At 35.1% G+C, this 16759-nt stretch carries 12 protein-coding genes; all 12 read left to right on the top strand.

The window, feature by feature from the left end; all coding sequences use genetic code 11:
* The first annotated feature begins 4 nt into the window (after positions 1-4).
* The 12 genes from MHB39_RS14700 to MHB39_RS14645 all read left to right on the top strand — a co-directional run bounded on the left by MHB39_RS14700 (position 5) and on the right by MHB39_RS14645 (position 16733).
* The gene (locus MHB39_RS14700; RefSeq protein WP_342544350.1) at positions 5-1102 is read left to right on the top strand and encodes a pentapeptide repeat-containing protein; all 1098 of its coding nucleotides are present in this window, start codon (positions 5-7) and stop codon (positions 1100-1102) included.
* 50 nt (positions 1103-1152) lie between these two features.
* Entirely contained in the window at positions 1153-1650 is a 498-nt protein-coding gene (locus MHB39_RS14695) for a hypothetical protein (RefSeq protein WP_036075054.1), read from the top strand.
* Between the two features lie 70 nt (positions 1651-1720).
* Complete coding sequence (locus MHB39_RS14690) at positions 1721-2119, top strand: DUF4280 domain-containing protein (protein WP_036075055.1); 399 nt, start codon at positions 1721-1723, stop codon at positions 2117-2119.
* A 30-nt stretch (positions 2120-2149) separates the two neighbouring features.
* Positions 2150-7666 carry an RHS repeat-associated core domain-containing protein gene (locus MHB39_RS14685; protein ID WP_342544344.1) on the top strand — a complete coding sequence of 1839 codons (5517 nt, stop codon included), beginning with the start codon at positions 2150-2152 and terminating at the stop codon, positions 7664-7666.
* Between the two features lie 22 nt (positions 7667-7688).
* Positions 7689-8225: a hypothetical protein gene (locus MHB39_RS14680; protein ID WP_342544342.1), complete on the top strand. Its 537-nt coding sequence runs from the start codon at positions 7689-7691 to the stop codon at positions 8223-8225.
* Between the two features lie 1418 nt (positions 8226-9643).
* Positions 9644-10864 (top strand): RHS repeat-associated core domain-containing protein, encoded by a 1221-nt coding sequence (locus tag MHB39_RS14675; RefSeq protein ID WP_342544341.1) that lies wholly within the window; start codon positions 9644-9646, stop codon positions 10862-10864.
* Positions 10865-10885: 21 nt separating this feature from the next.
* Positions 10886-11746 (top strand): hypothetical protein, encoded by an 861-nt coding sequence (locus tag MHB39_RS14670; protein ID WP_342544339.1) that lies wholly within the window; start codon positions 10886-10888, stop codon positions 11744-11746.
* 744 nt (positions 11747-12490) lie between these two features.
* Positions 12491-13075 carry an AHH domain-containing protein gene (locus tag MHB39_RS14665; RefSeq protein WP_342546920.1) on the top strand — a complete coding sequence of 195 codons (585 nt, stop codon included), beginning with the start codon at positions 12491-12493 and terminating at the stop codon, positions 13073-13075.
* 4 nt (positions 13076-13079) lie between these two features.
* Positions 13080-13658, top strand: coding sequence for a DUF1629 domain-containing protein (locus MHB39_RS14660; RefSeq protein WP_342544338.1), 579 nt, complete (start codon positions 13080-13082; stop codon positions 13656-13658).
* A 352-nt stretch (positions 13659-14010) separates the two neighbouring features.
* Positions 14011-14877 carry a hypothetical protein gene (locus MHB39_RS14655; RefSeq protein WP_342544337.1) on the top strand — a complete coding sequence of 289 codons (867 nt, stop codon included), beginning with the start codon at positions 14011-14013 and terminating at the stop codon, positions 14875-14877.
* Positions 14878-14987: 110 nt separating this feature from the next.
* Positions 14988-15755: a macro domain-containing protein gene (locus tag MHB39_RS14650; RefSeq protein ID WP_342544335.1), complete on the top strand. Its 768-nt coding sequence runs from the start codon at positions 14988-14990 to the stop codon at positions 15753-15755.
* 30 nt (positions 15756-15785) lie between these two features.
* The gene (locus MHB39_RS14645; protein WP_342544334.1) at positions 15786-16733 is read left to right on the top strand and encodes an ADP-ribosylglycohydrolase family protein; all 948 of its coding nucleotides are present in this window, start codon (positions 15786-15788) and stop codon (positions 16731-16733) included.
* The last annotated feature ends 26 nt before the right edge of the window (positions 16734-16759 follow it).

Below are 16759 nucleotides of genomic sequence, written 5' to 3'. Positions count from 1 at the left end.
ATGCATGAAACGAGAAGAAGCATTACAGCATTTTATGGATGAATGCGTGTCAGTTCATGTCAGCCGATTGCAAGAGAAAGTTGTTCGACGGTTTCGCCAAAACAAGGAACTTTTGCTACAGCCAATCATTCACTCCCTTGAACAGTTGTTTGCGAATATTAGAGAGCAGCAAAGGCAGGGAAGATTAGCATCTGTTGCTTTTATTCATTTTTCATTGCTAAGAACGTCTTTGCTAGAAAACAAGTTTACGTATTTGCTAGAAGCCTATGGAGAAGCTTGGTATTACGAATGGACAGAATGCACGGCACAGTATGAAGCGGATTGGCTGAGTGAGGCAATTACAGAGTTACAAACAATACTTGAAAAAGAAAGAAAACCCTATCTCAGCATTCAAGCAGCGGACGTTCGAGTCATTATTCAGCAGACAGTTATCCTATTTCATCACTTTATCATTCAATTGATACGCTATCTCTTTCGCTATCAAAAAGAATGCGTACCAAAAATCAATTTTCAACGAACAGCGTGCTTACGTTTTCGTGTCGGTGAATATAAAGGGTTCAGTGAAGATGTTGCAATCATCGACGAACGGGAACGTGAGGAGAAGAACCTTCTTTTATGGTTAGAGAACAAAGAGACCGACCAATCGTATACGTTTGAAAACTTCTCGAACCTTCCCTTACAGCAGAAAGATTTCAATCAGCTGGACTTCTCCTATGCGAATTTCAAAGAGAGTAATTTAGAAGGCTCCTTATGGAAACACAGTGTATGCATTGGTACTAGTTTTCAACAGTGTAGATTAGCCAATGCTGATTTTTCATATGCAGCCATTCAAGATGCTGATTTTCGACAGGCTAATTTAGCAGGCGCGAATTTTACTCATGCGCAGGGAAAAACGCTAAGGCTTTCCAATTATGAAGTTGCGAGCTATCTTGGCACAGATTTCAGTAATGCGAATTTAGAAAATGCAAGATTTGAGTTTGCGCAGATGGCAGGTGCCAATTTTACAGGTGCCAATCTAAAAGGTGCAACCTTCTTTAAACGCGATCAAGAAAAGTATCTATTCAGCCCAGAACAGATAAAAGACATTCATTGGATTCATTAACTTTGTACAAAAGTGATGAAGGGAAGCAATGGTGGTTACAGGAGGAAAAGATGGAGTATTTTATTCTTCGACAAGATCAAAGTATTACTAATCCAATTATTCCTATGAAGACAGACCTCGATGATGATTTTGTCTGTTCGTCTGTTTTTGGAGAAGTGATAGAAAAAGAGAATGCACTCTATTTGGATTATTTAGAAAAGCCTCGGAGAATCGTGTCTGAACAATTAAAAAAGTTATTAGTAAAATACGAGGATAACTTAGCATTTACGGCCATTGTTTTTACGGATGTTATGAAAGGAACACAGCGCATCTATTGGCTTTTGGACATTGTGAAAAAGCATTGTATTTCACATGAAACGACGTATTATCCAGACGGACGCATAAAGGAGCTTGTGATTAACCCCAAAAGTGTGGAATTGGATTGTATTTTTCAGGTTGATGGCAAAAGGGAATCTTTTACCATCGTTAATTTGGATGTGGCAGAAAGTCTCTTAAGGCGATCATTTCTTGGAATTCAGCTACAGCGAGTAAAGCTAGAGAAACGATAAATTATGAAACACTGTAGCTACAGTGTAAACGCGAAAATGATCACAAATAATCTGAAGGGAAGGATAGCAAATGGCTCAAGTTGTAGAAAATTTGGAGACAGAGGGTTCGGGACAAGAGCAATTTAGTTATGTGGTACATGGAGCAATCATTTCCTGTGAGCATGGTAGCCATCTGAATTATTTAAATTTACCACAGGATCATGGCGTTTATATAAAAGGCAAAGCCGTTATGAATGTAGGCGATCGAAACCCTGAAAATATCCCAACCTTTGGTGTTTGCTTGAAATTAAAAAAGCCGTGTACGCCAGCATGTTCCATCGACTGGATGGAAGGGATGGAAAATGTCAATATCGAGGGGAAGCAAGCATTATTAAACCGTTGTCATACGCAATGCTCTGCAGGCGGAGGCAAAATCGATATAGTTCATGATGGACAAGAGGATTTGGAAATACCAAAACAAGGTTTTTAAAAAAATAAATTGCTTGAAAGGAGGTAAGCAATGACAACGCTAGAAAAAAAGGAAGTCCACATGATTAGTACGTATGAGGATCTTGTGCTTGAATGGCCTTATCCTCTTATTCATTTAGATAAACTAACCATTAAACATAAAGGCAATGACCATGCGAGATTGTACTTTACAGGAATGATTGCTGAAGAGCAAGCACAAAAGTATATTCAAAGGGTCAGTCATACTGATGAAGTGGTTGTGAAATTTGGACGAGAGCAAGGTATTTTGTTTTCAGGACGAATAGAAAATGCAGAGTTACAGGCTGTTCAAGGGGTGCATTATGTCTTAGTTGAAGCGGTATCGTTTACAGCAAACATGGATATTGAGAAACGCTCCCGTTCTTTCCAAGATGCGACTATGACGTATGTAGAGTTAATGAATCATATTGTGGGAGCCTACCCTCATGGTGATTACATCGACCATGCTTCTAATAGCCAAGCCATTGGTCATATTTCCATTCAATACTTAGAAACAGATTGGGCATTTATTAAAAGAATGGCCTCAAATCTAAATGCGGTTGTTTTCCCAGATTTAAAAGGAAAAGGGCCGCGATTTTGGTTGGGTACACCGCAAAGTAGGAAAAGCATATCAATCGACCATTTACCTTCCACATTACGAATGGATATCGATACGTATCGGCTGATTACTGAAAACGATGGCACTGATGTAAGCGAAATCGATTATACTTTTTGTGAGTTTGAAAGCACAGAGGCCTATGAGCTAGGCACTACAGTCCAATTAAAAGGAAGATCCTATGTTATTACGGCTCGGGAAGTCTGTCTTGAGGGTGGTGTCTTAACGTTTCACTATACTGCCCAACCAGAGAAAAGTATTCGCCAGCGATTGGTACGCAATTTAGATCTTATTGGGGCAGCTTTTACAGGAAAGATCATCGATGTCACACAGAACACGGTGAAAATTCATTTGGATATCGATAAAAAACAGGATAAAGCAAAGGCCCATTGGTTTGCTTATTCTGCCGATGCGAATGGGGTTATGTATTTAATGCCTCAAATAGGAGCACGTGCCCAATTACATTTTCCGAGTGCAGTGGAAGAAGAGGCTATCGTTATTAGCTCTGTCCGGGTTGACCCAGTCACACCTGAGGGTGGTCAAAAGCAGACGAAGAAAATGGCGGACACGACCGTTAAATCATTAGCGACCAATGCTGGGAAAGATGTGACATTAGGTGTTGGGGATATTACCTTTAGTGCAGTAGATGGGGTATTGGACTTAAAGATGGATGATGGAGAAGGTGTAACATTTCTTAGTAACAGTACCATCATGCTTGCAGCGGACGAAACACTTGACATTAGCGGTATGAAAGAGCTATCTGTAGAGGCGGAAGAGTGGATTGCCATTTCAGCAAAGGAGCAAAGTCATGTAATCCTTGCTGCTGACACACAGTTAATTAGTACACTTATTGATCAGGAAGGTACAGAGAAGAAAAGCCAACCTCCGAAGTTAAATGAAGAAGCAATCGAAGCTACGTCGAAAGTTGACGTCATTTTCCCCCAAAAGGCAGAGGTGAAAAAAGAGAAAAAAGGCTTTTTTAGTAGTTTATTAGATGGTGTAAGTTTGGCACTGGATGTAGCTGGATTCATTCCTGGTATAGGGACAATTGCAGATATTGCGAATGCAGGTATTAGTTTAGCTCGGGGAGACTATATGGGCGCAGCCATGAACTTAGTGGGGGCGGTTCCAATAGTTGGTGATGCAGCAAAAACAGCATACAAGGCCAAGAAAGCAGCAAAAGTGGCAGAGGCAGCGAGTAAAACTGCAAAGGCTGCGGATAAGGCAGTTGATGCCTCAAAAGCAGTTAAAGGGATGAAAGCAGCTTACACAAAAGTATCCAAGACGCTAGATACCGTATCAGCGGTAGCCAACAAGGGCTCAAAGAGCGTCAAGACAGCAGCAGATAAAGTCATCGCCTCGATGGACGAAGTGCTAGCTGTTTCGAAGGCAGTAGACGGTATGAAAGCAATGGCCAAAACAGAGCTAACGAAATTTAACCATGGGGTATTAAAGAAATTTAATTGTACAAAAGGGTTAAGTGATAAATTCTGTAAAAAAGGCTTTGAACCTGTTGATTTAATTACAGGACGAATGATATATGAAGGTGTAGACTTTGAGCTACCTGGACCAATCCCTCTTTCATGGGAACGAGCTTGGTACAGTGATAGTAGCAGGGTTGGCTTGTCAGGTCATGGTATGCACTTTATCTACGATCTTGACTTAGAGATATTTGAGGAAGAAGACTTGATTGGGATTGTAGTAACAGATGGTCGTGCAGTTGGGTTTCCAATTTTACCAATAAATTTGCCATATTTTAATAAAAAAGAAAGAATGACCCTGATGAATACAGGGGAAGAGTATCATTTGTTTGAGCATGATACACGATTAATTTATGCATTCGAACAAGTAACAACCTCAACATACCGATTAAAAGAAGTAAAAAATGAGCAAGAGCACCATCTTCAATTCGCCTATAACAATAAAGGTTTCCTATCTCAAGTAACAGATAGCGTTGGCAGAATTCTAGATGTTACGACCAATGAGGCAGGAAGAATGACAGAAGTTGCCTTACGTAATCAGAACAATCGTGAAGTATTGGTGCGCTATGTTTATAATGATGTTCAGGATCTAATCGAAATTCAGGATGCATTAGGTCAGAGCACGCATATAACCTATGTGAATCACTTAATGATGCAAAAAATCGACCGCAATAAAAATAGCTTCTTCTGGCGCTACGATGGCCCAACAACAGGGGCACGAGTAATCAAAACATGGGGAGATGGCAATGTTCTAGCAGGTGAGCTTGCCTATTTCGACGGCTATAATGAAATCACTAATAGTTTAGGACATACAAGCTATTACTATTTTAATGAAGATAACTTGTGTACGAAAATTGTCTATCCAGATGGCAGTGAAGTCAGCTATCAATATAATGAGGACTTTGAATTACTCCAAGAAGTAGATGAAGATGGCCGCACAACAACATTCAGCTATGATGAATGGGCAAATCTGGTAACCATCACTCTTGCAGATGGCAGTACATTATCCTCACAGTATGATACTAAGGATAGGCTCATTCAAGCAGTTAACGCAGAGGGCGGAAGTCGTCAGTGGATCTATAATGAAGACGGTACATTGCAGGCAATTATGTTAGAAGACGGTACAAAGACTGAATTTTCCTATAATGAGCATCGTTTAATTGACACAGTGACAAATGCGCAAGGTCATATGGTAAGCTTAGCGTATGATGCAGATTTGAACTTGAGCCAAGTGACATTACCAGACGGGACAAGCTCCACTTGGACATATGACCGCCGAGGTAACTGCATTACTACAACCAATCCATTAGGGGCGACAGAGAAGTTCCGTTACGATCACTTGAATCGCCTTGTTCGCGCAAATCTTTCAGATGGTAACGATGTGCAATTACAGTACAATGCCTATGACGATATTATTTTTGCGAAAGATAACCATACGCAAGTTGCCTTTGATTACACGATTCTTGGTAGCCTAACGTCTCGAAAACAAGGTGGTAAGAAAGTACAATTCACTTATGATACAGAGGAGCAATTAACCGCTGTGATCAATGAAAGAGGCGAAGCATATACGTTTGAACGTGATACGAAAGGCCATATCATCAAGGAAATCGGCTTTGATGATATGGAAAAAACGTATGAGCGAAGTCCAGCAGGATTGGTTCAGCGCATCCAACGTCCAGGAAATCGTTGGACAGCGTATCAGCATGATGATCTAGGGAATGTCATACGATCAGACTACTATGATGGCACATGGGAAACGTTTGCCTATGACAAAAACGGCTCGCTAAAAGAAACGGAAAACGACCATGTAACCGTCAAACTAGAACGAGACCCATCCGGCCAAGTCATCAAGGAGTGGCAAAATGACCAGTGGATTGCCAGTAGCTATGACGAGTTAGGCAATCGCTCCCAAATAACAAGCAGCCTCGGTGCCAAAATCGATGTCATGCGTAATGAGCTGGGCAATATCTTACAAATGACTGCCTCTCGCTCCGAGCAAGCCCAGTGGACAGCCTCGATGCAATACAATGAACTCGGGCAAGAGATTGAGCGAATCCTGCCAGGGGATGTCATCAGTAAATGGCAATATGACATCACAGGTAGACCAACACACCATCGCGTAAGTAGTCAAAGCCGAAATACGCGAAGACGTGTGTATAATTGGGATGTGAATCACCAATTACGCAGCATGGTCAATGAGCTAACTGGTGTAAAAGTAACGTATGGATACGACGAATTCAGTAACCTCGTCTGGGCCAATCAAGACAGTAAATTTGATTTCTTATACCGTAGCGTCGATGATGTCGGCAATCTATATGAAACAAAAGACAAAAAAGATCGTGTTTATGGTGCTGGCAGTAGATTACTAGAAACACAAGATGCCCAATTCTCTTATGATGAAGAAGGAAATCTCATAGAGAAAGTCGAAAAGAATGGTGATACGTGGAAGTACGAGTATTATGGCAATGGCATGATGTCGAAGGCCATTAAGCCAGATCATACGGAAGTTACTTTTAAGTATGATTCATTAGGTAGGCGAATAGAGAAGCGTTCTGAGGATAAGGCAACGCATTTTGTATGGGATGGCAATACGATTCTGCATGAGTGGCTAGAAGGTAGCAGTGCTTGTGAAACTAATATTGAGAATATATCTTCAAGCAAAACTAACATTGATAATAGTCTTATAACTTGGATTTTCAATGAAGGTACATTTATTCCTTCTGCAAAAATTACAAGAGAAGGGATCTATAGTATTATTAGTGATTATCTAGGTACACCTTCTGAAGCCTACGATACTGATGGTAATAAGGTTTGGTCCAATGAGTTAGATATTTATGGCCAGTCAAAAGAGTTTAACAGTGACAAGGATTTTATACCATTCCGATATCAAGGGCAATACGAGGATGAAGAAACTGGCCTTTACTACAACAGATTTAGATATTATTCACCAATTGAGGGTATGTATACGCAAAAGGATCCAATTGGGCTTAATGGAGGTTTGGTCTTATATGGCTATGTACAAGATACAAATAACTCAATAGATATTTTTGGTCTTTCTTGTACTAAAGAGTTAAAGAAAAATATGAACAAAGCTAATCGTGAGTTAAGAAAGAATGAAGGGTACATGAAACGTGCTTGGCATAAATATAAAGGTTCAGCAGCTCATCATATTGTGGCGGGAGATCATTCAAACCAAGCAGCTCAGAGGGCAAGAGATGTACTAAAAAGAGTAGATATTGATATCAATAGTGCTCATAATGGAATTTATTTAAAACATATGGATCCAAATAGTAAACAACCAGGGGCTTATCATAGAATAATTCATACCAAAGAATATTTTGAAAATGTTGCTCAAAGATTAGAATTTGCTGAGATGTTAGGAGGAAGAGCGTTAGTAAAAGCTGAATTAGAATTAATACGAAATGATTTACTATTTAATAAAAAAATATGGTAATAAAACAAGGCGAGGGATTAATATGGATATATTTAAAATAGGAAATGATTTTGACTATTTTGATTTGACTTTTCTTGATGAAAAAGACGTGAGACTTTTTTCAACTTTTAAAGGACAAAAAATTACTTTAGAATGGAAAGAAGATATTTTTGCAATATCAAAAGATAATTTACAAAAAAATGAGCTTTTAGATTTTGATGCACGTTGTTTTGGTTCTACTTTAATTGTGAAAAAGAAATTTGAAAATCAATTTAAAAAATTACTGCCAAATGAAATTGAAATGTTTCCTGTAAGGATAAAAAATATTTCGGAGGATTTCATATATATAAATGTACTTAAAGTAATTCCTGCTATTGATTTTGATGGTTTAGATACGCAACAATCTCTTAGTATACTAAGAAATAAAGAAATTAAGTTCAAATTAAACGAAATATCCAATCAAATTCTCTTTAGAGATGTTAAAATTAATTTTTATTATTGTACTCAAAAGTTTATTGACTTTATTGAAAATAATCAAATTAAAGGTTTATCTTTTGATAAAGTTGGGGTAGCAACATGAGTACAAAGGAATAAATATTACAGTTAAATAATGACAATACCTATTTCTCATTAAGACTTCTTGAATAGAAATATATTTTTCCGTTGTAAGATGCTTCAATAGCTCTAATCACTTAGACGAATGATTCGCCTGCCGAAAGCAAACAATTCATGGCATAAATTAAAGTTGTTCTGTTGGTAATGGGATGAAATGTACGAAGGCCGGAATTTTTTGTATTAAAATATATCTTCAAGTAGAAGTAGAAATTTTAGTCATACATCGTAATAATAGATGATAATTGGGAAAATATCGAAACATAGGTAAGAAGAATTTTTAACACTTCTTTACCTATGTTTTTTGTGTTAATGATACTTACAGGAAGCAAACACAAAGATAGAAGCAAGAAGTGAATAAAATAAAAAGTAGATGGAAACCAGGAATAAATGATGACGCAACTATTAAAAGAGTACAAAAAGAAAAATAAAAGCAGGGGATCTTCCAAGAGGTAAAGAAACTTGTAATAAACTTGGATAGATAAATCAATTAATGAGGAGAGGTTTTATATGGAAAAGAAAATTAAAGATTTATTGATAAATTAGCTCGATTAATAGAACTAGCTGATATTAAAAAAGATAAATATTTATTCCAGACCCATCATATGAAATAATGGATGAAATTGAAGCGTTAGATAATGCATTTGATTATTTAGAACCTATATTTCTATTAGATGAAAGACGCCCTTTGGTGTCTTGGAGCACTTGGGAGTTTTTTAGAAAAGTTTTATCATGATGGCTATGAAGACTTGTGTGTTAAGTCCTGAATTAATAAGAGACTTTCGATTAAGACAAGGATTTTTTGAAGCTTACCCACCCTATGATGAAGAGAATAAACTAATCTTTTTAATGGATGGGAGTCTGTGCCTTTTTCAATAGAATTAACAGATAGTGAATAAAGTCCTATTTATGAAAACAAAAAGAAGATTGCCAGCTCTCTTGAAGAATTTTTATCCAAGATCATTGAAGATCCTGAGTACTTCCAACAGGATTAGTAAAAAGATAAAAAGGGCATTAAATAAAGACAAAAGAAGATTAGAAATTGTTTGAAACGAGAGAGGCAATATTCTTTATGATTTGAAGGTACTCTCCTTCAGAAGGTTAGAAGATTGAGCATTTGACCAAAAAGTATCTTGAATATATTTCGAACCTAATTAAAAGAGAGTAGCATAAATCCATAGAATTTGGATTATTGCTACTCTTTTATTATAGTGCAAGGACTCTCATCAGTTTCCAGTAAATATAGTCAACACTGAAGCTTTAAAAAAGCAAAAACCGCTAGAATTTTAATTTTAAAGAATTTATTGTTAATTATTGAAGAAAGATATTGAAATGACTTGATGTCACCTCACATAACACATCTGAAATAGAATTACTATTTGGGATGTGAATCACCAATTACGCAGCATGGTCAATGAGCTAACTGGTGTAAAAGTAACGTATGGATACGACGAATTCAGTAACCTCGTCTGGGCCAATCAAGACAGTAAATTTGATTTCTTATACCGTAGCGTCGATGATGTCGGCAATCTATATGAAACAAAAGACAAAAAAGATCGTGTTTATGGTGCTGGCAGTAGATTACTAGAAACACAAGATGCCCAATTCTCTTATGATGAAGAAGGAAATCTCATAGAGAAAGTCGAAAAGAATGGTGATACGTGGAAGTACGAGTATTATGGCAATGGCATGATGTCGAAGGCCATTAAGCCAGATCATACGGAAGTTACTTTTAAGTATGATTCATTAGGTAGGCGAATAGAGAAGCGTTCTGAGGATAAGGCAACGCATTTTGTATGGGATGGCAATACGATTCTGCATGAGTACTCCACACAGAATGTTGCAGATACTTTAGACAATCTGAATTCTTCACAGACTGATACCGATATAGCAGATGATCTTGTTACATGGGTGTTCAATGACGGCTTCGTCCCTTCTGCAAAGATTACGAGTGAAGGTCATTATAGTATTATTAGTGATTATCTTGGAACACCTGTTGAGGCATATGACGAAGAGGGTAATAGGGTTTGGTCTGCTCAGCTTGATATTTATGGACGAGTGAAAGAGTTCACTGGTGAGAAAGACTTTATTCCATTCCGTTATCAAGGGCAGTATGAAGATGTAGAAACAGGATTGTATTATAACCGATTCCGATACTACGACCCAGAACAAGGGAATTATACTCAAATTGACCCAATTGGACTTGCGGGTGGAAATCCTACTTTGTACGCGTACGTAAAAGATCCAAATATTTTATTTGATGCTTTTGGATTAGCCCCTACAAATCCGATAGATAGAGCTTATTTAAAAGAAATACTGGGAGCAAGTAAAAAATCTGGTGGAGCATATATGTTTAGAACAATTGATGTAAGGGATGGTATTACTAAATGGTATGTTGGTAAAGCTAATAACCTATATACAAGATTAAGACAACACTTAGGTACAGGTAAATTAACATCTTCACAGTTGGAATCCTTACAAGTACTGGTAGTTCCATATGGTAAAGAATCAGACTTTTTCAAAACAGAGGCTGATATAATAAAAGCTTTTGAAGATGCAGGCGAAGATCTTGCAAATAAAATAAAAAGTCGCGGTTGTACAAAATAAGGGGTTCAAGGAGAGGATATTATGGTTTTTGATAAAGTTTATTTCAATAGGAGCTTTAGATTTATTAACATAAATCCAGATATAGAGGTAGTTGATATCGAGGATATAAGAAGGCAAGAAATAGACAGTGTGTCAGTGTCACATGATACAATAAAACACAAGTTTGAGAATATAAAAAATCTTAATGGCATATCAAATATTAGAGGGCTTAGATTAAACTCTTATGATTATAAATCCTTAAATGAACTTAAAAATTATAGTTCATTAGAATACTTTAATTTTTTGGGGAAAACTGATGAAGTAATTCCTTTTTCGGAATTAAATTCATTATGGTGTGTATACTTAAATTACGATAAAAAAACATGTAGTTCAATTTTTCAAAACAAGAATATAGAGTACTTATTTATTGATAATTATAGTGGCGATTCATCTGAAGAGTTCAATATATTTACAGAAGCTAAAAGAATAGGGTTAGTAAAAACTAAAATATTAGAATTTGAAGCTCTTAAGTACATGCCTTCCTTAGAGCACCTAGGAATAAGTTATAATTCTAAAATGACTTCTTTAAAGTGGGTTGAAGAGGGAAAATCATTAACTTCAATAGGTTTTCAAAATTGTAAAAACATTGAGGATTGGAGTTCAATAGGAAATGTCTCTAGCATAGAAAAAATAATAATTGAGAGCTGCGGTGAAATTCCTTCATTAGATTTCCTTCATCAGCTACCTAATTTACAAGAAGTTCGTATTATTGGAACAACAAGTATAGGGGATGGGAAAATAAAAAATTTAATGAACCATAAAACTCTTAAATATTTATTTCTACCGATTAAGAAAGAATATGATATTAAACTAGCCGACTTAGAGGATTTTAATATTTGCTAGAAAAATTGTTACTTGGTTTGAAATGTACCAAGAAAAATTAATGCAAGTATTGATTCTGAAATATGTAAATGAGATACGAAACGGTTTAAATAATAAAGGATTTCTAATAGCTGCGGGATATGGAGAAAATATTTTAGTTTTAGCTGAATACTTTATTTCTTTAGGTGCAAAAGTGAGGATTGAGCAGAAATAAATCATTATAGTGTATTCATTAGAAACTAAAATATAGAGGAATTTAATTTATGAAAAAGAGGCTTATAAAGCCCGAAATAGATAGGTTGGAAAATTCAGAAAAATTTCAAGTTAATCATAATCGTTTTTTTGTTTTAAAGTAGTATTTACCTTTTTACCTTAAACATGAAAATTGTAAACAGTTATCTGAAGTTGAATGGGAAGATAAGGACTATTGAAGATATTGGTGCAATTAATGAATTAGAAGGCTTAATAATCTATGGGAAGATGGAAGGTATAACTTTAATATAGGGGGTAAAGTGGTAATTTTTAAAAATATAATAAGAGAAAGATTATAATATTGGCAATATCATAGTTAGATAAATAATAGTAGAAATATAAAAAAGAAGGCGCTTAAGCCTTCTTTTTTCATATCATCGCGTAAGCGAACAGTTTTCATTCAGTTGCATTTAAGAAATGTTTTGAGAAAACAGTCTGTTAATAGAGACTGAGAATAAACATACATGCAATCTTCAAGCTTGAGCGAGATCCATCTGGTTCTGAAGAGACTTTATTCCATTTAGATATCAGGGGCAGTATGAGGATGTAGAAATCGGATTGTATTATAACCGATTCCGATACTACGACCCAGAGCAAGGGAATTATACTCAAATTGACCCGATTGGACTTGCGGGTGGGAATCCTACGCTTTATGGGTATGTATATAATCCGCATATTGAAACAGATCCATATGGGTTAGCATTTGGTAAGTCAATGCCAGCAAGTGGTTGGAATTACGGAAATATGCCGAAGCCTGATGGATATCAACTACACCATATTATTCCAAAATCTTTAGCTAAAGGTGCTAATCCGCATGAAATTTTTAAATTAAGTGGATATGATATAGATAATATAAGAAATACGATATACTTACCTACTAGAAGAGATAATCACCCAACTAGGTCTATTCATAGAGGATATAATAGTTTCCATGCTCAATATAATCGGGACATTCGTCAAGAATTAGATATCTTATTAGAAGTTGGAGATAAAAATAAATGGACCACTCAGCAATATCATGATGCTATACAAGAATTAATAAATGACCAAAGGCAAGATTTAAGAAAAGGTAGAACAAAACTACATTGTGAAGGGTGATATAATGAGTTATTATAAGTTAGCTAACGTTTACGAACGAGATGTCTTTTTTTCTTATGCAGATAATAATACGTTTGTAAGGTTTGACCTAGAAAAAGGTATTGAGTATCCTTCGAATGAGAAACTTTATTATTCAATAGATAAATTTGATAGTTATTTAGACAAGTATGATATTTTGCCTACGATAGGTGGAGAATTAGTTAGTTTAAAACTAAAAAAGTTGATAGAGAGACTAGGTACAGATTGTCAGTTCATTCCTGCAGTTATAACATCAACTAATACTGGTGAAATCAACGAATCCTTTTTTGTTATGAATGTATTAAATTTAGTTCCTTGTTTAGATATGGAGAAATCGGAATACAGACCATTGATAAAATCCTTACCTGATGGGCCAATCAAACTATTGTCTATAAAGTATGTACCCAATTCTCTAATTGGGCATCATATTGTAAGAATGAAAGAATATACAGTAAATATTATTGTTGATGATATATTTATAAGAGCATGTAAAGAAGAAAAGATAAAAGGAATAATGTTTGTTAAAGAAGGAAGTACGCAAAGACCGGATTTTGTCGAAATATAGAAATTAACCTAATGTCAAAACCTAATATATAACCAAAATTTTAAAATAAGAGTTTGAATAAGATAATACCCCAAAGAACTATAATTAACAGTATATTATCTTAGCGTTAGCTTGATTTAAAGGTATTAAAGTTTAAAAGCATATGTAAAGAAATTGTCTTAAGCTCTTTCTTTACATATGTTTTTTTATTATAGACAGAGTTTTATTTGTTTTACTATTTTAATCTTAGATAATCTTTTTGATATCAGAAAGCAAGACTACGAAAACATGCAATCGTTTATAAATAAACAATATATAACCAATGCAGAACAAAAAAGATTAACAATAAAATATTGTAGATGAGGTAGAAGTTATGAGAAGAGAGTTAAAAATATTACCCAAAATCGGGATAAACGAAGTGAAGCTATCTATGACATCTTCAGACTTAAACAATATTATAGGTGAATTGAATAAGAAAAATATCAATGAAAAAGAATTTTATCTTTATCATGATGATTATGTATTTCATCTAGTAGATAATGTTTTAGTAAGTATTTCTGTGAACAATCCAAAGACTATTTTCTTAAGTGAAAAAAAATATGACTTAATAGATGAAACAAAGCAATTTTTATTTAAAGAAAATCCGTATTTTGTAGAAGGATGTTATTTATTCCCTCAGCATAACATGTCAATTTACGGTTTGGATTTTCCTGATGAGGGAATTCAACTAACAATTTATTCTGATAACCAAAAACATATTTACGAGAAAAATATAAAATTCAGTTTTCAATTCAGAAGTATTGAAAATCAGCCAATAAACTTAAAATATGAAATAAATCCGTATCAATCTGTAGGATTATTAAAATTCGGCATGCAATCAAGTGAAGTTAGGAAAATATGGGGAACACCATTAAAAATAAGCACGAATAGTAAAAAGGGTATAACTACAGAAAACAGGACGAATAGTCAAGCAATGTATAATGAAAAAGGACAGTTAATTCAACTAGCTTTAAATTGTAAAGAGGATGTTTTTATTGATAATAAAATGTTATCAAAATTCGGGTCTAATTTGGATATTTTAAAAAATGAAGAGTATTTTATAAACAGAAACTATAAAATATATTTTAAATTTGGAATTGCATTAGACAATTTAGGAAACCTTTCTTCTAATGATTTTGTTTATGTTTTTGCAGAAGAAATGATTCCCCATTGGAAAAATATATATCGCCCTTTAATCTAACGATAATCCGAAATATTCCAAAAGAAAAATGTATAGTTTTCAAGCATAGTAATTTTTTAGTTTAATGAAGATATAATTTTATTAAATATTCCAAAAAGGGGGTTAAAGTGGTGGAAGAAGATATCAAGTTTAGTAATAGTCTATTATACTATAAATGTGATAATATTGAATTTTTAAAAGGTTATGGACAATTATATACAGAATTTGATGATGGCGTTGCAACTAGGCAGATCAACATAATAAATAATGATATATATAGTTCTTCATCATTGCACGATTGGAACGAAGATGTTGGATCTTTATTGTATGACGGACATATCGAGAGTTTAGATTTAAGCGAGAGTGTACCTATTACTCAATTAGAATTTGAGAATAAATGGCAGGAAGGAATTGTAGCTAACAATTCTCACATAAACTACTTAAAGGGTGATGCTTCTCTTCCTTTCGAAGAACATACACTCATCATTCATGTTGTTAATATTTTAGGAAAATGGGGAAAAGGCTTTGTTTTATCTTTATCAAAGCAATTCCCTTTTGCCAAAAATGAATATATAAAATGGTCGAAGGATAAAGAAACTTTTGGGTTAGGAGAAGTTCAGTTTGTATGTGTAGACCAGCAGAAAGCTACTTTTGTTGCCAATATGCTTGCACAACACGGTTTGAGGAAAAATGATAAAGATCGTACAACCTATATTGATTATGATGCGCTTCGTTTATGTTTAAGAAAAGTTGCGAGATTTGCATTAAAAAATCGATTATCGATACAGATGCCTAAAATTGGTTCAGGTTTAGCTGGAGGTGATTGGAGAGAGATTGAAAAAATAATAAATGAGGAATTGATTTATTATAAAATTAAATGTACTGTTTTTGAATTGTGATAAATTAAATAAAAGTTAGGGGTGGCATCAATGGTAGATACAAAATTGAGGGAGCGGGTGTTTGACACTTTATACGGCGGGATTATTGGTGATCTAATGGGCGTACCTGTTGAGTTTAAACAAAGAGGGACTTTCCATGTGCAAGATGTGATGGGGTATGGTACTTATAATCAGCCACCTGGCACTTGGTCTGACGATACTTCTCTAACACTCTGCTTGGTAGAAAACATTATTGAAAATGGTAATACCAAAACATTAATGAACAAATTTGTACAATACATGGAGCAGGGCTATCTTACACCATTTGGCGAAATGTTTGATATTGGAATTACTACAGCGGAAGCCGTTTCGAACTATAAAAAAGGTGTTCCGCCAGCACAATGTGGTAAAACGGGCGAGTTTGATAATGGCAATGGTACACTAATGAGGATAGCTCCTTTAGTATTCGTGGTCATGCATGAGTTAGATTTTGCTAAAAGAAAAGAATTAGTACATCAATATACAGAGATTACTCATGGTCATCCACGTTCCATAGTAGGATCCATTATTTACATTGAGCTATTATTAAGCTTATACCGAAATAATTCACTAGAAGTGGCCTTAAAAGAGGTTTTTGACTTACTGCAAAATCATTTACAACATGAAATGAAAGCGGAGTTAAATGCTTACACACGGATTTTTCATGAAAATTTTTTCAATACGCCTGAAGACGAGATTCAATCAAGCGGCTATATTGTTCATTCATTAGAGGCGGCCATTTGGTGTGTAGGTAATTCTACAACATTTAAAGACGCCATTCTGAAGGCAGTTAATTTAGGAGAAGATACGGACACAGTTGCAGCGATTACAGGATCGATAGCGGGTATGTATAAACAGTTGGATGAAATTCCAGAAGAATGGTTGGGTAAAATTGTCAATAAACAAAAGGTCGATGACTTAATCCTAGCATTTTATGAATTTTGCACAGCCCAGATGTGAAAAAAATATAGAGGAAAGGACGGTGA

The organism is Lysinibacillus sp. FSL K6-4013 (genome assembly GCF_038630435.1).
Lineage (GTDB): Bacteria > Bacillota > Bacilli > Bacillales_A > Planococcaceae > Lysinibacillus > Lysinibacillus boronitolerans.
This window is presented reverse-complemented; position numbering and strand designations above follow the sequence as displayed.

What these genes read in the sequence shown, in the direction of transcription:
- MHB39_RS14680 (WP_342544342.1), top strand. Translation starts at nt 7,689, where the DNA reads ATGGATATATTTAAAATAGGAAATGATTTTGACTATTTTGATTTGACT.
- MHB39_RS14695 (WP_036075054.1), top strand. Translation starts at nt 1,153, where the DNA reads ATGGAGTATTTTATTCTTCGACAAGATCAAAGTATTACTAATCCAATT.
- MHB39_RS14660 (WP_342544338.1), top strand. Translation starts at nt 13,080, where the DNA reads ATGAGTTATTATAAGTTAGCTAACGTTTACGAACGAGATGTCTTTTTT.
- MHB39_RS14700 (WP_342544350.1), top strand. Translation starts at nt 5, where the DNA reads ATGAAACGAGAAGAAGCATTACAGCATTTTATGGATGAATGCGTGTCA.
- MHB39_RS14690 (WP_036075055.1), top strand. Translation starts at nt 1,721, where the DNA reads ATGGCTCAAGTTGTAGAAAATTTGGAGACAGAGGGTTCGGGACAAGAG.
- MHB39_RS14670 (WP_342544339.1), top strand. Translation starts at nt 10,886, where the DNA reads ATGGTTTTTGATAAAGTTTATTTCAATAGGAGCTTTAGATTTATTAAC.
- MHB39_RS14685 (WP_342544344.1), top strand. Translation starts at nt 2,150, where the DNA reads ATGACAACGCTAGAAAAAAAGGAAGTCCACATGATTAGTACGTATGAG.
- MHB39_RS14645 (WP_342544334.1), top strand. Translation starts at nt 15,786, where the DNA reads ATGGTAGATACAAAATTGAGGGAGCGGGTGTTTGACACTTTATACGGC.
- MHB39_RS14655 (WP_342544337.1), top strand. Translation starts at nt 14,011, where the DNA reads ATGAGAAGAGAGTTAAAAATATTACCCAAAATCGGGATAAACGAAGTG.